The following is a 24782-nucleotide window of genomic DNA, read 5'->3' on the forward strand; positions in this document are numbered from 1 at the left end:
TAATAGCACTCGCTCTATCGCCAGCATTTCCTAAGTTTAATAGGTATTAATTCTGATAATAAAACATTTAAAATTTCGGGAACATTGCTACAGCATTCTTATTCTTCACTATTAACAGGACATCGAAGCGGAAATACAGTTGCAAAAATAGCCCGACAGCATAAAATTGCACTGGGCGATTACTTGGTGGGGGGAAACTCTAGTAAATACTGACATAAATAGCCGGTTTTTCTCCGAGTCATCTGTTAATTTAAACACCGCAATATTACCTGAAGAATCTCTACAGGTGCTTCTACCAAAAGCAAAAACAATTAACCTGTGGAGTTAAAAAAAATGGCAAACATAGCAGGAACTCTCGGCGCGGATCTCATACCGGGCAATCTATCAGACGGTCGCATAATTGGCCTAGGCAGCTTGCTAGGCGACGATACCATCAGCGGACTAGATGGCAATGATGCGATCACTGCAGGGTCAGGAAACGACCTCATATACGGCGGCCCCGGCAACGATATTGTCAACGGCAACGAAGGCGACGATCAAGTATACGGTGGCAAAGACGACGACCAAGTATACGGAGGCAAAGGCAACGACTTAGTTAGAGGCGACATCGGCAATGACAGCGTTTTCGGCAACGACGGGAACGACTCGATGTTCGGCGGCAAAGACAACGACACGATGTTCGGCGGCAAAAACAACGACTTGATGCTGGGCGACCTCGGCGACGACGTACTCTACGGCGACCTCGGTTCTGATACAATGAGCGGCGGCGGTGGAAATGACATTTTTGCGATCGGGCGAGTCGGCGACGGCAAACCCACAGCCACCACCGGCGGCCCCGGAGTCCCCGATGCCGACGTGATTACCGACTTTCGAGTCGCCGGCAACGATGTCATCGAGTTATTTGGCGGCCTGCAATTCAGCGACTTGCAGTTCATCGACGGTACAGGCTCTAACGGCGTGGCGATCGGCAACACCCTAGTTCGCGATACCGGCACAGGCGAGTATTTAGTCAACATCCAAGGTTTGAGCGCAGCCCAACTGAGCGCGAATCCGGCCTGGTTCCAATCGGCTGGATTCCCGACACCGACACCGACGCCGACTCCAACCCCAGCGCCCACACCGACGCCGGGAACGACTCCTGCAAGTGTCTTCAGCTTTAGCACAAATAATTACTCTACTCCCGAAGGCAGCGCCGGTACGGTGACAGTAATTCGCACGGGCAATACTTCGGCTCCCGGAACCATTAATTTCGGTACAGTTGACGGTTCCGCTTCTTCTCCTGCGGACTATAGCCCTACCGCTGGTACGCTGAATTTTGCGGCTGGACAAACTAGCGCGACTTTCACTGTCCCGACTGTGGCTGATGCTATTAGCGAAGGGGCAGAGACGGTGAATGTATTCCTGAGCAATGGCAATGTAGGTAATATAAATCCGGCAACGCTGACGATTTTTGATGGTGGAACTGGCCCGACGCCGACTCCTACTCCAACTCCGACGCCGACTCCTGCGAGTGTTTTCCAGTTCGATCAAGGGAATTACACTGTCAACGAAGGCGGTCAGGCTACGATTACAGTGACTCGCACGGGCGGCACTGGTGCAGCAACGATTAACTACGCTACTGTTGACGGTTCGGCTACTTCTAGCGGGACTGCGCCTGATTACACGGTGGCGGCGGGTTCCCTGAACTTTGCGGCTGGGCAAAATAGCGCAAGTTTCACAGTCCCTGCTTTGACTGATGCGATTACTGAAGGCCCAGAAACTGTCAACTTAGTTCTCAGTGGCGGTACTGTGGGCAGCAATCCGGCAATCTTGACGATTAATGATGTTGCGCCGACTCCGACACCGGCTCCGACTCCGACACCGAGTCCAACTCCAACTCCGACTCCAGCAACATCAACAGCAACCCAGTTTGTTTTTAGTGCGGCTACTTTCAGCACTCAGGAATCATCTGGCTTTGCTACGGTGACGGTCAATCGTGTCGGCCCCAATACGGCTCCCGCAAGCATTAGCTACGGTACTCTTGACGGCACTGCCCTATCAACTGGGAGTGCGGTTGATTATTCCTCTGGTGCTGGTGTACTCAACTTTGGCCCTGGGGAAACTTCCAAGACGTTCAGCATCTTTGTCAATCCTGATACTGTGCCTGAAATGACTGAGACTGTTAACCTATTTCTCAACAACGGCCCCGTCGGCACTCCGTCAACAGCAAGGCTAGACATTATTGACGGTAGCGGCGGTGCGTCTGGCAATGTCTTCCAGTATAGTGCGTCTGATTACGGCACGATCGCCACTCAGGGGGGCGGCACAACGGTTACAGTTACCCGCTCAAGCGGCTTAGGTGCAGCATCGGTTGACTATATTATTCTGGCGGGTACTCCAGGCAGCGGCCCTGCACCTGTATTTGGTACCGACTACCTGCTGAGCCCGGGCGGCCCCACTGGCGGCACCTTGTCCTTCGCCAACGGCCAACTCAGCCAAACCTTTACGGTTCAAGACAACCAATTTAGTACCAATAATGGGACTGTGCGCTTAGGTCTTGCTAACCCCACTGCTGGCTACAGCTTCGGCAGTACAGCGGCAACAAGTATCGCTCTCATCTAAGGCTGTTAGTAGGGTGGGGATTGCCTTCCCAGGGACGATCGCCAAAATCTGCTTTGTTAGTAGTTTACTCCTCTTGTTCTCGCGATCGTCATCTACAAATTTTGTTTATATGCCACCTCGTTTGGGGTGGTTTTTTGTTGTTTGGAACTAATGCTATTTCTCAAAATAAAGTGGTAAGCTGAGACTCTATGCTGAAAAAGGAGAATAGTTATGTCTGTTCAGATGCAAAGACGGCTATTTACAGTGCAAGAATACCACCTGATGAATAAAGCTGGCATTTTGGGTGAAGACGATCGAGTGGAATTGATAGAAGGAGAAATTATCCAAATGGCAGCAATTGGTACTCGTCACGCAAGTTGTGTAAAGCGCCTGCTGCGGCAGTTTAACATTATTCCCGATGAGCAAGCTATTATTGGTGTGCAAGACCCTATTCAGTTGACGGAGCGCACTGAACCTCAACCTGACTTTGTATTGCTGCAACATCGCGCTGACTACTACGACACAGCGCATCCAATGCCGTCTCAAGTTTTGCTGTTGATAGAAGTTTCAGATAGTACAGTTGATTATGACAGACATATTAAAGTCCCTATCTATGCTCGATCGCTCATTCAAGAAGTTTGGCTGGTAGATTTAGTTGAAAATTGTTTGGAAGTCTACCGTCAGCCAGGCGCTAACGGTTATAGTTTAATGCTCAAGTTTTGGCGCGGTCAACAAGTTGCGCCGCTGGCTTTTCCCGATTTAGAAGTGAGCGTTGATTTTATATTGGGTTAGTATGAATAAGTAATGGCAGCTTACGATCGAGCTATTGCCATCCAGCCTGAGAATGCGGAAGCTTGGCGCGATCGCGGCGCAGTTGTATCAGAATTAATACAGGATACAGACAAAATTGACTCCGGGGAATCTGATATTACAAATGCCTCTGATAGCAAGGTGGAGCAACCTAAGTCAGCAGATTCGATGTAAGGACTGATTATTACATAGCACTTTTCAGTAAAATCAGGTACGCCTGGGTATTGGAATGCGATCGGGGCGTGCCTCACTTATTTGAGAAACGCTATAGTGGCTTAGGGGAAAATCTGGTGAGTGCGATCGCGATCGGCACAGGTGACTCTGGCGAGACTAAATTGTGGGTAGGAACGCCCTGCTGCTTGAGTTGTTACAGCTATTCGCCAAAAAAATGAGCAATGAGGAGGCTCAGTCAAGTTTAAAGTCTCATCATCTAGGCATTATGCCAAATAATTTGTTTATCATAGAAAAGACGCTTTGGTTATAGATATAACTTCACTCTTGCATGATTGCCCCTAGTGAGTTTCAGCCCTACTTACAAGAAATCTGCCGGCGCTACGAGCATTGGTGGACTGTGGATCCCTTGACCGAAACGATCGCGGCTCGACAGGCAACCTTCTCATTTGAGCAGATGGTGCAAACTGAGGAGAAGAAACCAGAGGAAGAGAAAAAGGCACCAATCCCACCACTGCCAATATTTCAAGGAATCCAGCATTATGTCGAATCTGAGCATATTTTGCTGGTAGGTTCCCCGGGTGTCGGCAAATCAACCGCGCTTTGGGGTTGTTTGGTCGATTTTGCAAAGAAAGAGCTTGAGAAACCAAAACCTCGAATTCCTGTGCTGATTCCGTTGAAAAGTTATAAAGTCAGTTTTTTTAGCCCTGAAGATCCTTCAGGGATGTTGACTCTGATTAGAAATGCACTTAAGCCACAACTACGACTAACAATTCCAGAAGTTGAAGATCTATTGTTTCAGGAACGGCTGATTCTGCTCTTAGATGGCTTGAACGAGATGCCAGCAGCAGACACAGTTCGTACACAACTGAAAACATTTCGTGAGCAGTGCGAGCAGATTAAGATTCCACTCATCTGCACAACACGAGAGCTAGGAAACGGCGATCTAGGTATTAAAAGACGATTGCAAGTACAGCCTCTTGATTCTAGAGAAATTGATCGCTTTTTGCGAGAATGTATGCCCGGTCAAGCGCAACAAGTGTTGCAATTGTTGAGCCGAGACAACCGAGAGTTAAGCCGCACGCCATTTGTTTTGTGGATGCTGTATCAATTGTTTCAGGAGACGGGTACTGTTGTAGATACTTTGGGACAGGCATTCCGTCAATTTTTTCAGACTTTCAAAAAATATAAGGAAGGCGCACCCGTTACAGATGAGCGTCGTAAAGCTTGGAATCCTTGGCTGGAACATCTGGCGTTTACAATGCTAAAATCTCCAGAGCCAACTGATCCTGGCTTAATCATCTCTGATGAGCGAGCAGAAAATTTGCTGGTTGAAAAGTTTGGCGATCTTCATGGTACTCCATCCCGGATTGAAGAGTTGGTTAAGTATCACGTTTTGGAAAGAGTCTCTGATAGGGAAGTTAGTTTTCAGCATCAACTAATCCAGGAATACTATGCGGCGGAATACTTGCTGCGAACCCTACCTAAGCTTCTGAATGATGAGGAAGGTGAGACAAAACTGAAGTGTCATTATCTTAACTACCGGAAATGGACAGAGCCGATCGCCATCATGCTTGGACTACCGGAGATCACTGAAGAACAGGTAGAAAAATTAATAGCGCTGGCGTTAGATGTAGATTTGACATTAGGTGCAAGGTTGGCGGGGGCAGTGAAACCAGAGCCAGATCTTCAACAAAAAACAGTAAGCATGATTGCTAGCCAAGAGGTTCCAGAATGGTTGAGGATATTCCTCCTTGGAGAAACCAAATCTCCACAAGCGGCTCATGAATTAATGAAGACAATCAAAGACCCAAATCCAGTTACCCGCAGGAACTCTGTTTTCGCATTAAGGCAATTGAATAGTGAAGCCGCTATGCCTCTAATAGATATAGCAATTGAAGATTCAGACCCTGATGTACGTAAAACTGCTATACGAGTAATTGGAGAGTTAGGCATTAAAGATGAAAAAGCAATTCCACTAATAACTAAAATTCTAAATAAAGAGCAAAGTGACGGGGTTCGTGAAGCGGTAGTAGTATTTGTGCTAAGCAAATTAGATTCTGAAGCCGCTATTATGGAATTACTTAAGATAACACAAGATCGCACTCCTAGAGTCAGAAAAATATCTAGGCAGTATCTGGAGAAAAAGAACCGTGAAATAGTAATTAATTTCTTAATTAAATTTTTAAAAAATAGTGACAATTTTATTCGTAAAAGTGCGATCAGTTTATTAGGTGAGTTAGGTAATGAAATAATTATACCTAACTTATTTGAAGCCCAGTTAGATTTGAGTACAGATGTCCATAATGCAGCTTCTGAGGCTATTTTTAATGTAAGAAGGAGAGTACAAGCTAACGAGAGTGGTGTAATAGAACGTCAGCAAATGCAACAACAAGACCAAATTAATATGGAGCGTGGATACCTAGATTCTGAAGAATACATCCGAAGAGGTAATGCAATTCATTCTCTGGCAAGTCTTCTTGCTAAAGAAGAAGTCATCCCTTTAATAGAGAAGGCTTTAGACGATCCACACCCTTATGTGCGGGGACACGCAATTACTCATTTGCTGAGACTTATGGGTAATGAAGCAATTCCTCAAGCAATTAGAGCTTTAGATGATCCAAACTATCAGGTTCGTGATAATGCAGCTCAGGCATTGGCTGGTTTGAGGCAAAATCTACCTGAAAAGTTAGAAATCCCGGAGGAGACAGTTTCTAAGCTGATCGAAATTTTAAATAAAGATGAAGATACATCTGTGCGTAGCGTAACAATAGATACTCTTACAAATCTCTGTTCTGTACAGCCAAGTCTAGTAGGTAAAGATTTGGAAAGTGCTTTTCTAAATGCCTCATACTCTTCAGACCCGTTCCTACGCAGTAAGGCTGCCCAAGGTTTGCAAAATTTTGGCAGTGACCGAGTTTCGATTAGATTATTGGAGATGGTAGAAGACCCACATTTTTTAGTGGTTTTAAATGTAGCTGAAACATTGAAAAATATGCCATATAATATAATTACTGCTAAACATCTTCCTGCTTTGAGAGAGTTAATTTATACTTTAAAAGAAAGCTTTGCGCTTGAGGCGGTCGCGGCTATCCAATCACGCTGCGGCTTCTACAACTATGAAATTGCACAATCTCCCCTACCAGTGATATCATGTCCGCAGGCAGCAAATTTTAATTCACAAACCATAGTGGCTATTATGACTGATAAACAACCAATCATCTTTAATCAACCTAATTCGACTATCGGTAATAGTTACGCTGCTGAAGGCAGCCATGTCAACATTCAACAAAACGTCAAAAATGTAACCGAGCAAGACCGCACTGAACTCGAAGGTCTTCTGATTCAACTAGCACAGACTTACCCCATTACCACTGAAACTCAGAAGCAGACCTTCATTGAAAAATTCTTAGAACGGATCGAATCTACTCCTGGTTCCGTCAAAGTTCTCCTTGCAGGTGGTATCGAATGGCTAAAAATTATTCATCCCGCTGTGGGAATCCCTATTGAAATGTTACGTCGTCTCTACCAAGCCGTGGAAGAACGTCACAATCAACCGTAACCAAAGAGGAATATAGAGGTTGCTGATCGCGTGAGGCATAGCCTTAGAAATGCACCGTTTATTAGGTTGCAACTTTAGGTGTACTTCATCCAATTGCCAACTGCTATAAGGCGATACCATAGCCTGCGATCGCACTCCTTATCTCCATCCTACGATTCCATAAACGATCGCACCCACTGAAAATCACCCTCACTCAACGGCGGAACAGGCTGCACTGAATAATCGATCGCCAAATCTAAAGCTGCCTCCTGATAAACTTCACCCAAAATCTCAGATAAATTCACAACAGGTTCTTCATCTCCTGACATATCTTTAACTTTATCGTCTTGAAAAAGCTTCAAAATAAAAACAACGCACCGATCGCCTAGCAGCCAAATTGCGTGAAATGGGGATTAATCCTGATGAGGTGTGATTGTTTTTAGATTGTTAAATGGGGTACAATCGCACTTTTTAAACAGCAGGAATATCAGAATTCGGGAAAGGTCGATCGCACTCCCGATGTCCTCACCCCATTGTTTATATTAAGATTTCCTTACTTGCTGCGATCGCGTACAGACATCAGTGCTACTATTAACAGCTTAGCTAGGGGTGCCCGAAAATCCGGGCTGAGAAAACACCCTTAGAACCTGAGTCTGGGTAATACCAGCGGAGGGAAGCTGTTTATCAAGGACATAAGATATGCGTACCGAATGGATCGCTAAGCGTAGCGGGCAGAGCAATGTTAGTCAAATGCACTACGCGCGCCAAGGTGTAATTACTGAAGAAATGCACTACGTCGCTAAGCGAGAAAATCTCCCGCCCGAACTCATCCGCGCTGAAGTGGCGCGGGGACGGATGATTATTCCAGCTAACATCAATCACCCGAATTTGGAACCGATGGCGATCGGTATTGCCTCTAAATGCAAAGTCAATGCTAATATCGGTGCATCTCCCAACTCTTCCAATATGGAAGAAGAAGTTGACAAGCTGAAATTAGCAGTGAAATACGGTGCTGATACCGTGATGGACTTGTCCACTGGCGGCGGGAATTTGGATGAAATTCGCACTACGATCATCAAAGCTTCACCGGTGCCGATCGGTACTGTACCGATTTACCAAGCTTTAGAAAGCGTTCACGGTAATATGGAAAGTCTGACACCGAATGACTTTCTGCATATCATCGAAAAACACGCTCAACAAGGTGTTGATTACCAAACAATTCACGCCGGAATTCTGATCGAGCATTTGCCGTTAGTCAAAAATCGGCTGACTGGAATTGTATCTCGCGGCGGCGGCATTTTGGCGCGGTGGATGCTGCACCACCACAAACAAAATCCCCTCTACACTCACTTTAACGACATCATTGAAATCTTCAAAAAATACGATGTTTCGTTTAGTTTAGGAGATTCTCTGCGGCCCGGTTGCACTCACGATGCGTCGGATGAAGCTCAATTAGCTGAACTCAAAACTTTGGGACAATTAACTCGCAAAGCTTGGGAACATGACGTGCAGGTAATGGTGGAAGGCCCCGGCCACGTTCCGATGGATCAAATTGAGTTTAATGTCAAGAAACAAATGGAGGAATGTTCCGAAGCACCCTTCTATGTTTTGGGGCCGTTGGTGACAGATATTGCGCCTGGATACGATCATATTACGTCAGCAATTGGGGCGGCGATGGCTGGTTGGTACGGTACTGCAATGCTTTGCTACGTGACGCCGAAGGAACACTTAGGATTGCCAAATGCTGAGGATGTCCGAAACGGGCTGATTGCTTACAAAATCGCGGCTCACGCTGCGGATATTGCACGCGGCCGTCCGGGTGCGCGCGACAGGGACGATGAACTCTCGAAAGCGCGTTACAATTTCGATTGGAACCGTCAATTTGAGCTGTCATTAGATCCAGAACGGGCAAAGGAATATCACGACGAAACTTTGCCTGCGGATATCTACAAAACTGCTGAATTCTGTTCGATGTGCGGGCCTAAGTTCTGTCCGATGCAGACTAAGGTTGATGCCGATGCTTTGACTGAATTAGAGAAGTTTTTGGCTAAGGAACCTGTGGCGCAAAGCTAATTGGATTAATTCGTAAGGTGCTGATGGCGCGCCTTACTTAATCGTAAAGCTGTTTCGTTTCTTGTGGGGCGGGCATCCTGCCCGCTCAAAAGTAGGGTGGTGATGGCGCACCTTACTGAAGGTTATATTAAAAGGAGTTTCCCAAAAGGAGAATTGCGATGTTCCCTTGCCGGTACTTTTTTGTTACCAAGGAATCCAGACTTTTAGCGAGATTGGGATGAGCAAAAAAAGTAACTATTTCCTCTTTAGTTAATAGCTTGCCATCTGAGTCCGGCCCAAATTTTTTATTTCGCCTTTTCAATATAAAACTCTTCATCAACTCAATTGCGTCTCAACTGCACTCGCATCGCAAACCCAGTTCCCAAGAATGAATCGAATTGCCACCGCAATAGTCAATTAATCGCCTACCCTTTACTGATAAACTAACTGAGCGTCGGGATTGATTTCGCTGCTTAAGAGGCATTCTGTTTCCAGATTCAAGGAACGAGCGGCGGATTCAAACGCTAATCTCATGCCGCCTATTCCTAATAATAAGTCAATAAAACGGATTTTTTTCATGGCCATTAAGTCGGCGGTCAAAAGTCATCTTTTGTACTATTTTTCAATCGAGGCATAGCCTCTAGATATTCATTACCAGGCTCTGCCTGGTAACGATAAATTTTCAATTCGTAGGGTGCGTTACACTGCGTTAACGCACCGCCAGCCTACTGCAGCATTTGAGCTAAGTAAAAGATTTACCTGGATATGTTAGCTTGCGCAGTTTCTTGGCACGTTGAAAGAATGCGCCGATCGTTTGAGCTAATTGTGCGAATAGAATGCAGATTGGTTAGCTGAGTATTGATTTCAACTGTTTGACTCTTTCCGGCTGAGATTGCCTTCCCGTAAAGTGTATTTCCCTGGATTTTACCAGTGAAGCACGCAAAGTCCGATCGCGGCGCGTAGATTGCACCAACGACGCGATCGTTCTGGCGTTGAAACACAATATAGTTTTGAAGAACTTGGTTGGGCTGTGGCGAATCTCCGTACAGGTAAATACCATCTGGCAAAGCAGCAACATTAGTCTTAGATGGATTTTGTTGTGCTTGAAGCGGTTGTTGCTGAATGCCAACACCAATTAGTGTCAGAGGAAAAATCAAGGCTGTTGCCAGTAGTTTCCATTTCCCTTGAATAGATGCAGGTAAAATCATTACTGCTTCTCCTTGCGTCGGGTCATGTAACATATTAAAACAGTCTTCTCTAGTTAATATCTCACTTAGGTTATAATTTCGCTCTGCTAAAATCTGCCGATTGGTAGAGATTGTGACCTGAAAGCTTGCGCTTGTTTAGCACCGAAAACTTTATTTTCCATTGCGATCCAAGTACGTGAGCTGATTTTGATAAAATTAGAGCGGGCATAGTTTCTAATCCCACCCAATAAAACACCGATCTAAGGTTGATGCCGATACTTTGGCGGAATTAGAGAAGTTTTTGGCTAAGGAACCTGTAGCGCAAAGCTAGTTGCTAGGGTGGCCGGAAACACTCCGCCCACCCTTCCCAATTCACCAGGCACTAACTTTTTGTTTGGTAGAGAACAAAACATTCTGGATAACTTCTAGAGCAACAGCTTTAACTACATTAATACTTACACTATTACCCAGTTGATGATAAGCTTTATCATCATTAGGATGCAGAATAAAACTATCGGAAAAACCTTGTAACCGCGCCGCCTCGCGGGGAGTAATCCTGCGGACTCGGTTGTGAGAGTAAACTCCTAATCTATTAGCATCACTGGCAACAATTGTTACCGAAATCTTATGCGGATCTAGAAATTTATAGACTTCAAAGGAAAAGTTACCGGATACAGGTTTGTATTGATTGTTGTTCCGTTGCAGGTACTTTTTTGTTACCAAGGAATCCAGAATTTTATCGAGATTGGGATGAGCAAAAAAACTAGCTATTTGTTCTTTAGTTAATAGCTTGCCATCTTGGTCAGATCCAAATTCTTTATTGCGCCTTTTCAAGATAAAAAGATTCATTAATTCAATTTCGTCTAAACTGCACTCGCCTCGCAAACCCAGTTCCCAAGAATGAATCGAATTGCCACCGCGATAGTCAATTAGCCGCCTACCGTGCAGTCGGCTGAAATCATTGTTAACTATTTGTTTCAAAGCTTTGACAAATTCTGGCGAACAATCATATTTGGGATCTGGATTGTCTTCCAAAATATCTGCAACTGTGACAGGTTTACTTAACGGGGAAAATAACGATAGCTGTTGATGACTAGAGGAATGCGAATCTTTTGGGCCTAAGTCGGAAATTAACCCAAATTGGGGCGAAGCATTTAAAATTCCTACTAGGTAAACTCGGACACGGTTCTGAGGTAAGCTAAAGTTAGAGCTGTTGAGCAAAAAATAATTGAAGCTGTAACCTCGGCTTTTGATTTCGCCCTTAATAGTTTCGAGGGTTCTGCCGCCGTCGTGGGAGACAAGCCCCCGCACGTTCTCGAAAATAAATGCTTGAGGTTTAAAGGTATCAATTAACCTTGCAATCTCAAAAAATAGGGTGCCTCTGGTGTCTCCAAAGCCTTCTTTTTTGCCAGCATAGGAGAAAGACTGACAGGGAAATCCTGCTAGTAAAATTTCATGTTGTGGTAGTTGGTCAATTAGTCGGATGTCGCCTAAAGGTGTGTCGGCAAAGTTTTTCTGGTAAACTAATTGAGCGTCGGAATTGATTTCGCTGCTTAATACGCATTCTGTTTCCAGATTCAAGGAACGAGCGGCGGATTCAAACGCTAATCTCATGCCGCCTATTCCTGAGAATAAGTCGATAAAATGGATTGTTTTCATAGCATTAAACAGGGTGGTTAAGATTGATATCTTGCACCATTTTTAACACGAGGCAGAGCGAAAGCATCTGCGTTACCAGGCAGAGCCTGGTAACGAGGGGAATCGCACAAACTGCTATTTCTTGCTAAGAAGCCACTCCTTAAGATCCTGAATCGTAAAAACGGCTTGAAAATCCAATCCGTTCGATCGATATAATTCCCCTCCACCTTGCTCTCTGTCTATCAGCGACAACACGCGATCGACTTTATAACCAGCACCCCGCAACCGTTCCACCGCCTGCATCGCCGACTTACCCGTCGTCACCACATCCTCCAAAACCGCAACATTCGTCCCCTCTGGCAACAGCGGCCCCTCAATGTACGCCATTGTCCCGTGTCCCTTCGTCTCCTTTCTGACAATTAGCGCCGGAATCGATCGACCTTCCAGAGCCGAAACCACACTCACAGCAGTTACAATCGGGTCAGCACCCAAAGTCAAACCGCCCACAGCTTCCACATCCGACGACAGCATCGACAACAGCAAACGTCCCGTTGCCAAAGCACCTTCAGCGTGCAGCGTCACCGGTTTGCAGTTAATGTAATAAGAACTTTTCTGCCCCGAAGACAGCACAAAATCCCCTTCGCGATAGGCAAACTCGCACAATAAATCTAGAAGTCGATCGCGCAACACCTTTAAATCCTCAGCATTCATAACTTACACCGTGTAGAAAACACAAATAATCCGCCGATAATCAGTTTATATTGGAATCGGAATTAATTAAGGAGGCCCAAATAAATGAGTCAAAAGTTAAAAACCCTGAGCGGCGCGTTGATTCTCGCTATCGCCTCTGTCGCAATGGCATCCGTCAAACCAGCTCAAGCACAAACAGCTCGATTTCACCCGATTGCTGACGACTTCAACCGACAATTCTTTGAAGCTTCAGGAGACTTTTACCACAACGTCAGCTTGCAAGGTTATTTGGGCGACTATTTAGGCATCGGTTCCCCCAGCGGCGTCGTTGCCTTTCCCGAAAAAGAAATCGAGCGGGATGCCAGCCGCGTCAACGGCCTCTACCGACGAATAATGCAGCGGCAAGTTTCCAGCGATCCGATTCTCCGCGTCCCGGATGCCGTCAATCCCTTCGATTCCTCAGTCATGGCGCTGCCGACCGCTTGCCAGCTAGCACCTCAACCGAGCGGCTGTTTCGCCACTCCCGCCGGGCTCCAAGATCAGTTTACACTTCCAACACAGCAGCAAGATTCACAGACCGATCCAGGCCCGGTCAGAGGACTTTATCAAGTATCGCCGGCCCGCAAAAATTAGTCGATCGACAGTTGCGAGTTTTGAGCCGAGGCGGGTTTACTCTCATCTCGGATTTGTATGAGAGAGAAAGTCTGAACCCGCCCCAAAATTTCATGTTTTGGCGATGCTGTCGGTAAACGCGCAACTGGCTTTTTTTAACTATCGCGGTTATTTTACAGGACTAAATATTATCCAATATTTATGAAATAATGCTGCCGTCAGGCATGATTGTTCCTTTCAAAATAGCTTCGCCCAGATTAGCTCCCGCCAAGTTCGCTCCTCTGAGATTGGCCCTGGTCAAATTCGCCCCTCTCAAATCAGCTTTGCCGAGGTTTGCCCACCGGAAATCGGCAGCGCTCAACTCCGCAAAACAGAGATTGGCCTTGAAAAGATATGCTGCAGTGAAGTGAGCTTCCCCGAGGTTAGCCTTAGAGAAATTGGCTGCATAGCAATGTGTTTCAATGAATTCGGCTTGAGTGAGATTGGCTTGACTGAGATTAGCACAGTTGAGGTTCGCGCCCATCGCATTAACTCGAAACATCACCGCACCAATTAAATTCGCCTCTCCTAAATCGGTTTGTTGGAGATTGGCAGCGCTGAAGTCCGCCCCAATTAAATTAGCACCGCTCAAATCAGCTCCTCTGAGGTCAGCCGCTTGGAGGTTTGTTCCCGTTAAATTGGCTTTAATCAAATTAGTTTCTAGCAGTTGCGCTCCGGCAAGATTTGCTAAACTGAGGTTAGATTCGGCGAGGTTTGCCGAAATTAATTTAGCCTTAAACAAGTCTATTTTAAAAAGGTTCGACCGCCAAAGATACGCACCTCTGAGATTTGCTTCGGCGAGGTTAGCTTCGCTGAGATCCGGTTCTAGATTTGGGTTGAGATTTCTCCATTCAATCCAAGTAACTGCACCTTTTTTCAGGAGCGCTAAATGCTGTGTGTTTGCCATAATTGCATCTCCTTTAACGGCTATTCCTTGCGACCAAAAATTGCTGGATTTTCCCGACCAGCCACGCTTTCCACCGCCGCAATTGCTGCCTGGGAACCTGCTATAATATCTCGTTCTGCTCCGCCGAGGTAAAGCCGTCCGAAACTGCCGACAGCTTGAACTTCTAATATGTTAATAGATGCGCCTTTTTCTGCTTCATTGGCCGCCAGCGCTGCATAGGCCGCCGGTTCTACTTCTAAGACATAAAGAGTTTGTCCCGCCAGCAGCAACTGTCCGCGCCTGCTGCGGTTGATTAATTGCGTTTGGTGGGGGTCGATGTTGCGAATAATTTGGCTGGAAATCACGCGCGGTTTGATACATTCTTCTCTGCGGACTCCGATGAATTCTAGAATTGCTTTGCCTGCAGCCCGGGTTTCTCCCTGCTGGCCCGAGTGTACTTCCAGAAGGCCGTACAAGCGTTCGACTATCTGGACTCCCGGGCGCACGGAGGCAGATTTGAGGGCGACATCGGTAATTCGGTTAATTTCGATACCGGGCGAGATTTCTATCCACAGCGACGCATCCCCAGGCAGCGGCAAGAATCCGGCGGCGATTGTACCGATATATGCTGCGTGCTGCGGCTGCAAGTTGTCTAGAAATACGTAGCTGCGTAGCTCTATTCCCAAAAGTTTTTATCTCCGTCGATCGAATTCCAACTGTTGTCTGTGCAATATCTGAGTTTACCTTTTTTTGTCAACAGTACATTGTTTTTATGATTGTTGACTGTTGACTGTTGACTGTTGACTGTTGACTGTTGACTGTTGACTGTTTGAACAATACCGATGCCACCGCAAACGATAGGAGACACGCCCCGCGAAGTGCCCTTGGGGCATGAGCCAGCTATGTTTAATTTCGTGCGGCTGCTAAAAATTTGATATCAATCTGTAGTAATAGGTGGAACTTAGCAATGTTTACTGCTAGAGGTGGATTTAACTTTAATAGCCGATCGATATAGTGGTGATAGTAAAAGATTGTTGCCAACAGAGAGCATTTGAATTATGAAACGTTCTGACTTATCCAAAGCAATCGGTGCAGGAATCATAGCTGCTGGTTTAGCAATTGTACCAGCTCATCTGCCAGCTTCCGCTCAGACAAATACATCTCCCGGTACTACTTCCGGTACTGACAGCACTACCACCACCACCACTCCTCGCTCCGATGTCTACAATGCTGAGACAGATCGCGATTTTGATTGGGGATGGTTGGGTTTGCTCGGCTTATCGGGTTTGTTCGGTTTGATGCCCAAAAAACACGAAGAAACAGTCCGCCATACCACTACAACAGGCGATCGCGACCCGGCAGTTCGCACCGACTACCGTTAATCCTCCAGTCTTAGGGCTGTGGGTACTATGCAGGGACAGGATGTTTTAACCTGTCCGACGATCGCCAATAATCATCAAAAAACCTCCACCTGTGAGGTTTTTTTGTTTGAGATGATGCGCGATCGAACAAGCATCGCACCCTCAAAATCATTCATATCAATTCCGGCTGCACCGGAATGATATAGAGGACACGGCAGTGCCGTTTCCCTACCACGATCAATTGTAGGGAAACGGCAGTGCCGTGTCCTCCGTTTATATCATTCCGATGAAGAGCGGAATTGATATCAGATCGAACCAGACTTGATATGATTTATTTCGGCCTTTCTTCTTCCCTTCTTCCTTCGCGTCATAAGCGTCTTCGCAGTTCGTTAAATAAAGATTTTTCAGACAGAAAAAAAGCCCTTAAAAAATCTTTTCACCAGAACGATCGAGCAAATCCAACATCGCCTGCACCAACTTGTTGGGGTCTAAAGGCTTAGAAATGTGCCGCTGGAACCCCGCAGCCAGCGCCTGCTGATAGTTAATTTCTCCAGCATAAGCGGTGAGGGCGATCGCCGGCACCAGTCCCCCTTGCTCTGGCGGCAGAGCCCGAACCTGCCGCAGCAACATATAACCGTCGGTATCGGGCATTCCAATATCGCTCAACAGCAAATCAGGCACGGACTGGGTTAAAACCGCCAAAGCATCGGCGGCGTTAGCAACTGCTGTAACGCTTGCCCCACAATCCTCAAGCAGAAAAACCACCAAATCTCGCGCATCGGCATCATCATCCACGGCTAACACGCGGATACCGCTCAAATTGAAAGATTGCTCCGGCGCCGGCGCCGCAGGACTTGTCTGAGGTTGCACGGGCATCAGAGGTATCCTGACGGTAAAAGTGGCGCCCTGTCCTTCGCCGGGACTGTCGGATTTCACCGTGCCGCCGTGGAGTTCGACAAGATGGCGCACGATCGCCAATCCTAAACCCAATCCGCCAAACTTGCGCGTGAACGTGCTGTCAGCTTGGCGGAAGTAGTCGAATACGTAGGGCAGAAAATCCGGGTCGATACCTTTTCCGGTATCAGTTACAGTAATTTGGGCGTCGGTGTCAACCCGATCGAGAACGATTTCGATTTTGCCTCCCGGCGAGGTGAACTTGATGGCATTTGACAGCAAATTCCACACTACCTGCTGAAGTCTGCCCGCATCGCCCAACACCGGGCCCAGATGCGGTGCAAATTGAGTGCTGATTTGAATCGACTTGACTTGGGCCGACAGACGCACCGTTTCAATGGCCGGCCCGATCGCCCCGGCTAAATCCACAGGTACAATATTCAAGCTGACCTTGCCTTGCAGAATCCCCGACACGTCGAGCAAATCTTCGATAAGCTGGGTTTGCAGTTTGGCGTTGCGCTCGATCGTCTCTAAGGCGTAACGCTGCTTTTCCGGTGTCAGAATGTTCGATTGAAGCAGCTTCGCCCAGCCCACAATCGGGTTTAAGGGAGTCCGCAATTCGTGGGACAAAACAGCCAAAAATTCGTCTTTGACGCGGTTAGCGCGTTCTGCTTCTTCCCTCGCTGCCTTTTCCCGGGCTAGAAGGCGTTCCCGTTCCGCTGCGGCAAGTTTGCGATCGGTAATGTCAGTGTTGGTGCCGCACCAGCGCAGCACCTTGCCTCCATCGTCGCGAATCGGCACGGCGCGGGAGAGAAACCAGCGGTAAGATCCGTCTTTGCCGCGCAAAGGGAAAGTATCTTCCCAGAGTTCGCCTGTTTCAATGCAGCGCCTAAATTTTTCGACAACGCGATCGACGTGTTCCGGGTGGTGCACCTGCTGCCAGCCCCAGCCTTGCATTTCCTCTAGGGCGGTGCCCGTGTAGTCAAACCAGCGCTGGTTGTACCAGAAAATCCCGCCGGTGGCATCTGTCATCCAGGCCAACTGAGCGATGTTGTCAGCTAGAGCGCGGAACCGAGCTTCGCTTTCGTGCAGCTCATGCAGGGCTCGCGCGTGCAGGATCGCAGGCCAGAGGCGAGCCACCACTTCTTGCATCAGCGAAACTTCATCCGGCCGCCAGTGCCGCACCGCCTTGGATGTCACCACTAAAAGAGCCACCCAGCGCCCTTCCTGAAGGCAGGGAACATCGACCAAAGCGCGAGTGGACACGGCACCGTAGTTATCGACAAAAGGCGCTGTCTGCGGGTCATTAGCAATATCTGAGATGACAAGTGTTTGACCTGCCATAGAGAGAACTTTCAGTTCTGGCGTCTTAAAGTCTGAGATTTGATAGGTGCCGGCGGCGCCAGCCAGGTCGGACTGATGCCAGTCTTGCCGGACAATTGCCCGATCGGCTTCTACATCGATCTCGTGCCACACGCAGCGATCGACCTGTAAATATTCTCCCAGACTGTTCATGGCTTCCCACAACATTTCTGCGGGGTTAGAGCGCTGCCGCAAGCGGACTTCGAGCTCGGAGAGAAACTGCTCGTTCAGTTGGGCTTGTTTGCGATCGTGAATATCGGTATACGTGCCGATCCACTCGACAATCTGGCCCCCCGCGCTGCGAATTGGCACGGCCCGGGATAAATGCCAGCGTTCCATGCGGTCTGCTGCCCGCCGCAGGCGCAGCTCAACTTGATAAACTTCTCCAGTGATTTGACATTCTTGCCAGCGGGCAAAAGCTTGTGCCAAATCGGACGGCGGCACCAGGGACTCCCAATTGTTGCCAACGGCTTCCTCGTAAGACATTCCCAGATATTCCAACCATTTTTGTTGATTCGTAAAACGAATTTCTCCGGCGGAGTCTACGTTCCAAATCAGGTGGGGCAGCGACTCAGCCAGAAAGCGGAAGCGGCGGTCGCTTTCTGCTAAGCTTTCTTCGGCTCGTTTGCGATCGTCAATATCAATGCCGATCCCGGCCCATTGCACCACCTGTCCCTTCGCGTCTTTGATGGGTACAAGTCGCGCTAAATGCCAGCGGTAGGTGCTGTCAAACCGCAGCACCCGACACTCGAATTCGTACGCTTCTCCTGCTTCAATCGCCTTGCTGCGCGTGGGGACAACTGTTGGCAGATCCTCATGATGAAATAAGTGCAGCACCGGCGCAGCCAGCGGCAATTCTGCTGGCATTATGCCCGTGTAGCTTTTCCAGTGTTGGTTGCAAAACTCTAACCTGCCGTCGGCGGTGTTGATCCACATTAATTCCGGGACGCCATCGGCGAGGGTGCGGTAGCGATTTTCGCTTTGCCGCAGTGCTTCTTCTATTTGCCGGCGCTCGGTTTTGTCCTGCATGATTTTCAGGAAACCTTGCACCTCGCCGGCTGCGTCGCGCAGGGGCATCACCAGCCCGCTGCCCCACAAGCGGCTGCCATCTTTGCGGAGGCGCCAGCCCTCGTTTTCTCCTTTTCCCTGAGTCAGGGCGGTGTGCCTTTCTAGTTCCGGCTTCCCGGCTGCTGAGTCTTCTGGCGTGAAGATGATTCTTCCGTGCTGGCCGACGATTTCAGCTTCGGTATAGCCCAGCAATCTCTCGGCGCCTGCGTTCCAAGTGGTAACGTGTCCGCCGGTGTCGAGGGTGAAGATGGCGTAGTCTTTGGCGCTGTCGAGAATTAACTGGAGGTGGGTTTCGCGATCGCGCAGTGCTGCTTCTGCTTGTTTGTGCTTGGTAATGTCGGTTGTGAAGCCGACAACTTTGGTCACTTCACCTTGCTGGTTGCGGATCGAACAGCCGCGTTCCCAAACATCGATCCAGCGCCCGTCTTGGTGCCGCACTCGGTACTCGATTTCGTAGCGATCGGCAGTTAAGATTGATTCCGCCCCGGCTTGGATGCACGGCAAATCGACGGGATGGATGCGTTCTCTCCACCACTCTGGTGTTGCGGGTACATCCTCTGGGCGGACACCGACGAGCGAGTGCAGTCCCTCGGAACGGTAAACCGTGTTCGATGCAAAATCCCACTCAAACAGGATGCCGTCGATCGCCCTTGTCGCTAACTGAAAGCGGTTGTGGCTTTCTTGCAGGGCGAGTTCGGCCATTTTGCGATCGCTGATATCTGTCAGGGAACCCACGGCGCGCACGGGATTGCCTGACTCGTCCCAAATTGCTTGCCCTCTGGCTAAAACCCATTTTTCGCGCCCGTCGGGACAGCGGATGCGGTACTCGCAGCAGTAATGTGAGGTTTTTCGATGCAAGTGCTGCTGCCAATTGCTTTGCATTATCTCCACATCATCGGGATGAATGTAGCTCAAAAATTGGCTGTAGTCCTTGACTTCTTCCGGCCCGCGTTCCAAAATCTCTAAACAGCGATCGCTCAGAAAATGGCAATTGGTTTGCAGGTTGAGATCCCAAATGCCGTCGCTGTTGCCGGCACAGGCTAGCTGCCAGCGTTCTTCGCGATCGAACAAAGCTTGTTTGGTTCGATCGGCGCGATCGATTTGTACGGCGGCAACGGCAAAGTCTGCCAGGGCGATCGCGATCCGCAAGTCTTCGGCATCGAACTGGCGATCGTCCTCGTGAGATACAATCCATATTGCCCCCAGCGGTTGATTTGCTGCTAGCAGCGGCACGACTAACGCTTCGGCGATCGGCAATTCTAGCTGCTGCAAGTCGGTAAAGTATTTTTCTGGAGCGAAGTAAAGCTGGGGAGTTTGGCGATCGCTCCCGGCTCCCGACAAACGCAATGTGCGGGGTGTGTTTGTGTGTTCTGCGGCTTCCCACGCGCCCGCCAAGGCTTCCCAGCGAAAGAGTTGTTCGGAACTGGCATTTTCTTCTAGCAAGCAGACTCCGACGCTGCCTGCACCGCACAAATCTTGAGCGAGGGCAACCAGTGTTTTGAGGAGAGTGCGGGGCGAGGTTGCCAGTTGTCGGGCCAGAATTTGCAGCGCCCGGTTTTCTGCTTTGAGATCGTGCGATCGAGGGATGCGGCGCGACAGTTCCTCGGCGAGCGGAATGTCGGTTAAATTAGTTTGTGGGGTTTGCCAAGCTTCCATCAATTAGTCGGTCGTTTGTATGTCTTTCGGTCTGAGCTGTCGAGCGTCCGTCTATCAGCGCGCTGTTAAAGCATCTGCTATATTTCTATATTATCTACCTACAGACAGAATATGCGATCGATCTTGGGAATTACTTTTTAGTTCTCAGGCTCGTTGATTGCCTTGTTTGCCTGTGCTCTTGCCGCCACAATATGCACAATTTTATTCCAGAATCGCGCTTTTTTCCATATCTGACTTGGACAGAAATTCAGTCTATGCCGGACAAGGAAAATACTGTTATAATTCAGTCGCTAGGTGCGATCGAACAGCACGGCCCCCATTTGCCTTTAATTGTAGATGCGGCAATTAGCGCGGCGGTGACTGGCAAAGCGCTGGCCAAGTTAGATGCAAATATTCCCGCTTACGGTTTGCCGCCTTTATACTACGGCAAATCGAACGAACACTGGCATTTTCCCGGTACAATTATGCTCAGTGCTCAGACACTTTTAGCCGTAATCGGTGAAATTGCGGACAGTATTTACCGGGCAGGATTTCGGAAATTAGTGTTGATGAACGCTCACGGCGGACAGCCGCAGGTGATGGAAATTGCGGCGCGGGATATTCATCAAAAATATCAGGATTTTTCGGTTTTTCCGCTGTTTGCTTGGCGGGTTCCGAATGTTGCTGCTGAATTATTGACTGCGAAGGAGTTGGAATTGGGGATTCATGCGGGTGATGCAGAAACGAGTTTGATGTTGTCAATTTTGCCCGAACAGGTGAAAATGGAACTCGCAGTTTGCGAGTACCCGCAGGGTTTACCAACAGACAGTTTGCTGAGTATGGAAGGGAATTTGCCTTTTGCTTGGCTGACGCGAGAGTTGACTGAAAGCGGAGTTTTGGGCGATGCGACTGTGGCGACGAAAGAAAAGGGCGATCGTATTCTCGAATCTCTCTCTGACGGCTGGACACAAGTTATCAAAGATGTTTACAAATTTCGACAGCCGGGAAGTAATTAAAAATTAAGAATTAAAAATCAGAAATTGTTCTAATCCGTGTCAAAATGAGTCTAAGAAATTTTTTGAGTTGGAAAACTAACGATGAGTGTAAATCCTAAATTGCAGCGGGCATTTGAGCAAGGCCGCGCCCTGAAAATTATCAGCGGTTTAAATAATTTTGATGCCGCGAACGTTGCGGCTGTCGTCAAAGCAGCGGATCTCGGCGGTGCTTCCTTTGTCGATATTGCTGCCGATCGAGATTTGGTGTTGATGGCAAAACAGTTGACAAATTTGCCAATTTGTGTATCGGCTGTGGAACCAGAAAAGTTTGTGGCTGCGGTAGAAGCTGGCGCTGATTTGATTGAAATTGGCAACTTTGATGCTTTCTACGCAGTAGGCCGCCGCTTTGAAGCTGAGGAAGTTTTGGAGTTGACTCGCCAAACTCGATCGCTATTTCCGAACATCACTCTTTCTGTGACAGTTCCCCACATTTTGACACTCGACAAACAAGTACAGTTAGCAACAGAATTAGTCAAAGCTGGGGCTAACATCATCCAAACCGAAGGCGGCACCAGCGCCCAACCAATTCACGCCGGCACCTTGGGATTAATTGAAAAAGCAGCGCCTACTTTGGCCTCCGCCTTTGAAATTTCCCGCGCCGTACAAGTACCCGTACTCTGCGCTTCCGGCATCTCCAGCGTCACCGCACCGCTCGCTATTGGAGCCGGCGCTGCGGGTGTTGGTGTCGGTTCTGCTGTGAGCCAACTTAATAGCCAAGTGGCGATGATTGCGGCTGTTCGCAGTTTGGTTGAAGCTTTGGCTTTGGTTTCGCGATCGCACTTTGCGGCTTCAATTTAATTAAGAAGGAAGAAGGAAGTTCGGCAACGGATTCTGTAACAGATGTAACGGATGTCAGGAAGAAGGAAGTTCGGCAACGGATTCTGTAACGGATTCTGTAAGGGATGTCAGGAAGAAGGGAGAAGGAAGATTTTTCCCATCCCGACTCTTCCCCTCTTCCCCTCTTCCCCTCTTCTCCTCCCCCACTCTTCCACTTTTCCACTTTTCCACTCTTCCTTAATAATTGATAAACCACACAGCATAATCATCTAATAACTGATTGTTTGGGGAACTTGCATCAACTGATTCTAACTCGAATAAAGGCAACATAAACTTTTGGCGATCGGCGTCGCGCTGCACTTCCACAAATATGCCTTTTTCCTGAAGTACAAAATCCTGTAACCGATTAATTATGAAGCTATCAGTATAAGAAGGTTGAGTTTTTTTGAGTCTTGCATATTCTTTTTTGCTGCCCGAACCCATTGTATATTCTTCTTCCCATTCAAACTCTTCTATGCCGGTAACGTGGCACGGGAGTTGAATATTTTCCTTGATGTACTCTAGATATTGGACTGAGTTTTTTTGGGTGCAATCAATATTTTTAGACCCCAAAATTTTGCTCATTTTAGTTTCAAATTGCTTGGTATTAAATGGGAGATTTTCCTCGATATGCGCTAGCATTTCTGGATCGAACCCCGATCTCAATTCGGATAATTCCTCCAGCAGGCGCTGGAAGTCGTTTAGCGGTTTCGGTCTTCTGCCTGCTACAATGGTTTCATCAAGCTGAACGGCCGGAAGTTCGACTTCAGAAGGAAAGGATTTGCTGGGATTTGGGCTACCGTCAAATTTAGACTTATTAAGTTGAGACTTGTTAAGTTGAGACTTGTTAAGTTGAGGCTTGTCAAATTTAGGCATCGCTCGGTTCCCTTGTACTGGTTTATGAATAAAGTATATCTTGGCCTAAGTACATTCGTGTCTGATAGATAGGAGGAAACTGTGATGCAACTACTGAAATCGCCTGATGAATCGGCAGTCTATCAAGGACAATTCGGCGAGTTTACGATTACTCAAAGCGATCGCGCGGGAGTGTTGATTTACCGCGCTGGATTGGGGGTGGCGGCACTGTGTTTTGCGATCGGCACTACTCTGGTGCTGCAGAGCGGCGACAACCCGATTGCAATCCAAGCTGTAACGCCTGTTTTTGCTTGTTTCTGGATAGCTTTAGGCGTCAGCTTGGCAACTATTCACATTTACATGATTGCGCTGCACCGAACACTACAGGCGTTTTGGGCGATCGGCGGCGCAGCAGCATTGTTTGTCGCCCTACAAAGCAGCGAACCCTTAGCTTTAGCAGTGTACGAACATCCAGCCACGTTGTGGGGAATTGGCTTTACTTTTGCCGCCTTAAATGGCATTTATTTTAAAGAAGCTTTCTGCTTCAACCGCCTAGAAACTAAGTTTTTGACTCCCGGAGTTCCGCTCTTAATTTTAGGACATATTTTCGGCTTTCTGTCAGCCGAAAACGAACAATTTTTGCTCGCATTTTGGGCGGCTTTGTTTATCATCTTTGCCGTGCGGAAGTTTTTTCAACCGATGCCGCAGGATATCGGCGACAAGAGCGTTTTTGAGTATTTGAAACACCAATAGTATAGAAGAAGGAAGAAGAGCTGACTTCCTTCTTCCTTCAACATCTGCTATATGAATTTTGCAATCCTGCGAAAACTCAAAATCAAAATGAGTCTAATCCGACGAGAAATGTGGGCAATTACCAGGAAAATTTTGGTAGTTGCTCTGATGGGATTAATAATTGCAATGATCTTAATTATCACAAATATCCATCCATTTTTGGCGGTAAATTCGCCGATTAAAGCAGATATATTGGTTGTTGAAGGCTGGTTGCCGGATTATGCGATCGAAAGTGCGATCGCCGAATTCAAAAAAGGCGAATACCGCCAATTAATTACCACAGGACTTCCTTTAAGTAAAGGCTACTATCTCGCTGAATATAAAAATTATGCCGAACTGACTGCCGCGACTTGTATTGCGCTAGGATTTGATAAGGACAAAGTAGTAGCAGTACCTGCCGCAAGTGTTGTGAAACACCGCACTGCTGCTTCTGCGATCGCACTTCGAGATTGGCTTTCTACTTCAGCTTTAAAAGTTAACTCAGTTAATCTTTATTCTTTGGGCACTCACGCCCGCCGAAGTTGGATTGTTTTCAAAGAAGTGCTGAATCCTGACATTAAAGTCGGGATTATAGCTGCGGAATCGCAAGATTACAACCCACAAGAATGGTGGAAATCGAGCGAAGGTTTTCGGACTGTGACAGGAGAAATTATTGCTTATATTGTAAGGATTCAGGTCTGAAGAATGGGAATGAGCTCAGGCATAGCCAAGTCACAAGAATGGGCAGAAATAGCCTCA

At 47.7% G+C, this 24782-nt stretch carries 23 protein-coding genes and 1 riboswitch; of the genes, 13 read left to right on the plus strand and 10 right to left on the minus strand.

Annotation, left to right across the window (positions count from 1 at the left end; genetic code table 11):
- Positions 1 to 333: 333 nt before the first annotated feature.
- The 5 genes from QUA02_RS21845 to QUA02_RS21865 all read left to right on the plus strand — a co-directional run bounded on the left by QUA02_RS21845 (position 334) and on the right by QUA02_RS21865 (position 7123).
- Positions 334 to 2601, plus strand: a complete 2268-nt coding sequence (locus tag QUA02_RS21845; protein WP_333030595.1) for a Calx-beta domain-containing protein — start codon at positions 334 to 336, stop codon at positions 2599 to 2601.
- Between the two features lie 210 nt (positions 2602 to 2811).
- Positions 2812 to 3372: a Uma2 family endonuclease gene (locus QUA02_RS21850; RefSeq protein WP_333030596.1), complete on the plus strand. Its 561-nt coding sequence runs from the start codon at positions 2812 to 2814 to the stop codon at positions 3370 to 3372.
- A gap of 12 nt (positions 3373 to 3384) precedes the next feature.
- Entirely contained in the window at positions 3385 to 3564 is a 180-nt protein-coding gene (locus QUA02_RS21855; protein WP_333030597.1) for a tetratricopeptide repeat protein, read from the plus strand.
- Positions 3565 to 3632: 68 nt separating this feature from the next.
- Entirely contained in the window at positions 3633 to 3782 is a 150-nt protein-coding gene (locus tag QUA02_RS21860; protein ID WP_333030598.1) for a hypothetical protein, read from the plus strand.
- 179 nt (positions 3783 to 3961) lie between these two features.
- Entirely contained in the window at positions 3962 to 7123 is a 3162-nt protein-coding gene (locus tag QUA02_RS21865) for a HEAT repeat domain-containing protein (RefSeq protein ID WP_445305194.1), read from the plus strand.
- A 149-nt stretch (positions 7124 to 7272) separates the two neighbouring features.
- Here the strand turns inward: QUA02_RS21865 and QUA02_RS21870 are convergent, their stop codons facing one another.
- Positions 7273 to 7464 carry a DUF4058 family protein gene (locus tag QUA02_RS21870; RefSeq protein ID WP_333030601.1) on the minus strand — a complete coding sequence of 64 codons (192 nt, stop codon included), beginning with the start codon at positions 7462 to 7464 and terminating at the stop codon, positions 7273 to 7275.
- A gap of 233 nt (positions 7465 to 7697) precedes the next feature.
- A riboswitch (TPP riboswitch) is annotated at positions 7698 to 7794 on the plus strand.
- A gap of 7 nt (positions 7795 to 7801) precedes the next feature.
- On the opposite strand from QUA02_RS21870, the gene thiC reads away from it, so the two are divergent.
- Positions 7802 to 9175, plus strand: coding sequence for a phosphomethylpyrimidine synthase ThiC (thiC, locus tag QUA02_RS21875; RefSeq protein WP_333030602.1), 1374 nt, complete (start codon positions 7802 to 7804; stop codon positions 9173 to 9175).
- Between the two features lie 411 nt (positions 9176 to 9586).
- Here the strand turns inward: thiC and QUA02_RS21880 are convergent, their stop codons facing one another.
- The 4 genes from QUA02_RS21880 to pyrE all read right to left on the minus strand — a co-directional run bounded on the left by QUA02_RS21880 (position 9587) and on the right by pyrE (position 12690).
- A complete protein-coding gene (locus QUA02_RS21880) occupies positions 9587 to 9733 on the minus strand; it encodes a DNA cytosine methyltransferase (protein ID WP_333030604.1) in 147 nt (48 codons plus the stop codon).
- 176 nt (positions 9734 to 9909) lie between these two features.
- Complete coding sequence (locus tag QUA02_RS21885; protein WP_333030605.1) at positions 9910 to 10362, minus strand: hypothetical protein; 453 nt, start codon at positions 10360 to 10362, stop codon at positions 9910 to 9912.
- Between the two features lie 351 nt (positions 10363 to 10713).
- Complete coding sequence (gene dcm, locus QUA02_RS21890; RefSeq protein WP_333030607.1) at positions 10714 to 12000, minus strand: DNA (cytosine-5-)-methyltransferase; 1287 nt, start codon at positions 11998 to 12000, stop codon at positions 10714 to 10716.
- A 114-nt stretch (positions 12001 to 12114) separates the two neighbouring features.
- Complete coding sequence (gene pyrE, locus QUA02_RS21895; RefSeq protein WP_333030609.1) at positions 12115 to 12690, minus strand: orotate phosphoribosyltransferase; 576 nt, start codon at positions 12688 to 12690, stop codon at positions 12115 to 12117.
- A gap of 84 nt (positions 12691 to 12774) precedes the next feature.
- Here pyrE and QUA02_RS21900 point away from each other — a divergent pair, with 84 nt between their 5' ends.
- The gene (locus QUA02_RS21900; protein ID WP_333030612.1) at positions 12775 to 13302 is read left to right on the plus strand and encodes a hypothetical protein; all 528 of its coding nucleotides are present in this window, start codon (positions 12775 to 12777) and stop codon (positions 13300 to 13302) included.
- A gap of 178 nt (positions 13303 to 13480) precedes the next feature.
- Here the strand turns inward: QUA02_RS21900 and QUA02_RS21905 are convergent, their stop codons facing one another.
- The 3 genes from QUA02_RS21905 to QUA02_RS21915 are packed head-to-tail and all read right to left on the minus strand — an operon-like array spanning position 13481 to position 15074.
- A complete protein-coding gene (locus tag QUA02_RS21905) occupies positions 13481 to 14227 on the minus strand; it encodes a pentapeptide repeat-containing protein (RefSeq protein WP_333030613.1) in 747 nt (248 codons plus the stop codon).
- Between the two features lie 20 nt (positions 14228 to 14247).
- Positions 14248 to 14892, minus strand: a complete 645-nt coding sequence (gene ccmP, locus QUA02_RS21910) for a beta-carboxysome protein CcmP (protein ID WP_332984224.1) — start codon at positions 14890 to 14892, stop codon at positions 14248 to 14250.
- A complete protein-coding gene (locus tag QUA02_RS21915) occupies positions 14883 to 15074 on the minus strand; it encodes a hypothetical protein (RefSeq protein ID WP_333030617.1) in 192 nt (63 codons plus the stop codon). Before QUA02_RS21915 ends, ccmP begins: the two co-directional genes overlap by 10 nt.
- 190 nt (positions 15075 to 15264) lie before the next feature.
- On the opposite strand from QUA02_RS21915, the gene QUA02_RS21920 reads away from it, so the two are divergent.
- Together QUA02_RS21920 and QUA02_RS21925 are read left to right on the plus strand one after the other, a co-directional pair.
- Positions 15265 to 15588, plus strand: coding sequence for a WGxxGxxG family protein (locus QUA02_RS21920; protein WP_333030619.1), 324 nt, complete (start codon positions 15265 to 15267; stop codon positions 15586 to 15588).
- A gap of 27 nt (positions 15589 to 15615) precedes the next feature.
- On the plus strand, positions 15616 to 15768 hold the full coding sequence (locus QUA02_RS21925) for a hypothetical protein (RefSeq protein ID WP_333030622.1): 153 nt from the start codon (positions 15616 to 15618) through the stop codon (positions 15766 to 15768).
- 222 nt (positions 15769 to 15990) lie between these two features.
- On the opposite strand, the gene QUA02_RS21930 is transcribed toward QUA02_RS21925, so the two are convergent.
- A complete protein-coding gene (locus QUA02_RS21930; protein ID WP_333030623.1) occupies positions 15991 to 20547 on the minus strand; it encodes a PAS domain S-box protein in 4557 nt (1518 codons plus the stop codon).
- A 191-nt stretch (positions 20548 to 20738) separates the two neighbouring features.
- Between QUA02_RS21930 and QUA02_RS21935 the strand changes: the two genes are divergently transcribed.
- Together QUA02_RS21935 and QUA02_RS21940 are read left to right on the plus strand one after the other, a co-directional pair.
- Positions 20739 to 21542, plus strand: coding sequence for a creatininase family protein (locus tag QUA02_RS21935; RefSeq protein ID WP_333030624.1), 804 nt, complete (start codon positions 20739 to 20741; stop codon positions 21540 to 21542).
- Between the two features lie 81 nt (positions 21543 to 21623).
- Positions 21624 to 22379, plus strand: a complete 756-nt coding sequence (locus QUA02_RS21940) for a DUF561 domain-containing protein (RefSeq protein ID WP_333030626.1) — start codon at positions 21624 to 21626, stop codon at positions 22377 to 22379.
- Between the two features lie 216 nt (positions 22380 to 22595).
- On the opposite strand, the gene QUA02_RS21945 is transcribed toward QUA02_RS21940, so the two are convergent.
- Positions 22596 to 23273 (minus strand): calcium-binding protein, encoded by a 678-nt coding sequence (locus QUA02_RS21945; RefSeq protein WP_333030628.1) that lies wholly within the window; start codon positions 23271 to 23273, stop codon positions 22596 to 22598.
- Positions 23274 to 23357: 84 nt separating this feature from the next.
- Between QUA02_RS21945 and QUA02_RS21950 the strand changes: the two genes are divergently transcribed.
- Both QUA02_RS21950 and QUA02_RS21955 read left to right on the plus strand, forming a co-directional pair.
- Positions 23358 to 24005, plus strand: coding sequence for a DUF2301 domain-containing membrane protein (locus QUA02_RS21950; protein WP_333030630.1), 648 nt, complete (start codon positions 23358 to 23360; stop codon positions 24003 to 24005).
- 87 nt (positions 24006 to 24092) lie between these two features.
- Positions 24093 to 24725 (plus strand): YdcF family protein, encoded by a 633-nt coding sequence (locus tag QUA02_RS21955; RefSeq protein ID WP_333030632.1) that lies wholly within the window; start codon positions 24093 to 24095, stop codon positions 24723 to 24725.
- The last annotated feature ends 57 nt before the right edge of the window (positions 24726 to 24782 follow it).

This window comes from Microcoleus pseudofavosus SVA1_A4 (assembly GCF_036700565.1).
Lineage (GTDB): Bacteria > Cyanobacteriota > Cyanobacteriia > Cyanobacteriales > Microcoleaceae > Microcoleus.

Coding starts and splice junctions, on each gene's coding strand:
- QUA02_RS21845 (WP_333030595.1), top strand. CDS start 334: ATGGCAAACATAGCAGGAACTCTCGGCGCGGATCTCATACCGGGCAAT.
- QUA02_RS21850 (WP_333030596.1), top strand. CDS start 2,812: ATGTCTGTTCAGATGCAAAGACGGCTATTTACAGTGCAAGAATACCAC.
- QUA02_RS21855 (WP_333030597.1), top strand. CDS start 3,385: ATGGCAGCTTACGATCGAGCTATTGCCATCCAGCCTGAGAATGCGGAA.
- thiC (WP_333030602.1), top strand. CDS start 7,802: ATGCGTACCGAATGGATCGCTAAGCGTAGCGGGCAGAGCAATGTTAGT.
- QUA02_RS21880 (WP_333030604.1), bottom strand. CDS start 9,733: ATGAAAAAAATCCGTTTTATTGACTTATTATTAGGAATAGGCGGCATG.
- QUA02_RS21885 (WP_333030605.1), bottom strand. CDS start 10,362: ATGATTTTACCTGCATCTATTCAAGGGAAATGGAAACTACTGGCAACA.
- dcm (WP_333030607.1), bottom strand. CDS start 12,000: ATGAAAACAATCCATTTTATCGACTTATTCTCAGGAATAGGCGGCATG.
- pyrE (WP_333030609.1), bottom strand. CDS start 12,690: ATGAATGCTGAGGATTTAAAGGTGTTGCGCGATCGACTTCTAGATTTA.
- QUA02_RS21900 (WP_333030612.1), top strand. CDS start 12,775: ATGAGTCAAAAGTTAAAAACCCTGAGCGGCGCGTTGATTCTCGCTATC.
- QUA02_RS21905 (WP_333030613.1), bottom strand. CDS start 14,227: ATGGCAAACACACAGCATTTAGCGCTCCTGAAAAAAGGTGCAGTTACT.
- QUA02_RS21920 (WP_333030619.1), top strand. CDS start 15,265: ATGAAACGTTCTGACTTATCCAAAGCAATCGGTGCAGGAATCATAGCT.
- QUA02_RS21925 (WP_333030622.1), top strand. CDS start 15,616: ATGCAGGGACAGGATGTTTTAACCTGTCCGACGATCGCCAATAATCAT.
- QUA02_RS21930 (WP_333030623.1), bottom strand. CDS start 20,547: ATGGAAGCTTGGCAAACCCCACAAACTAATTTAACCGACATTCCGCTC.
- QUA02_RS21935 (WP_333030624.1), top strand. CDS start 20,739: ATGCACAATTTTATTCCAGAATCGCGCTTTTTTCCATATCTGACTTGG.
- QUA02_RS21940 (WP_333030626.1), top strand. CDS start 21,624: ATGAGTGTAAATCCTAAATTGCAGCGGGCATTTGAGCAAGGCCGCGCC.
- QUA02_RS21945 (WP_333030628.1), bottom strand. CDS start 23,273: ATGCCTAAATTTGACAAGCCTCAACTTAACAAGTCTCAACTTAACAAG.
- QUA02_RS21950 (WP_333030630.1), top strand. CDS start 23,358: ATGCAACTACTGAAATCGCCTGATGAATCGGCAGTCTATCAAGGACAA.
- QUA02_RS21955 (WP_333030632.1), top strand. CDS start 24,093: ATGAGTCTAATCCGACGAGAAATGTGGGCAATTACCAGGAAAATTTTG.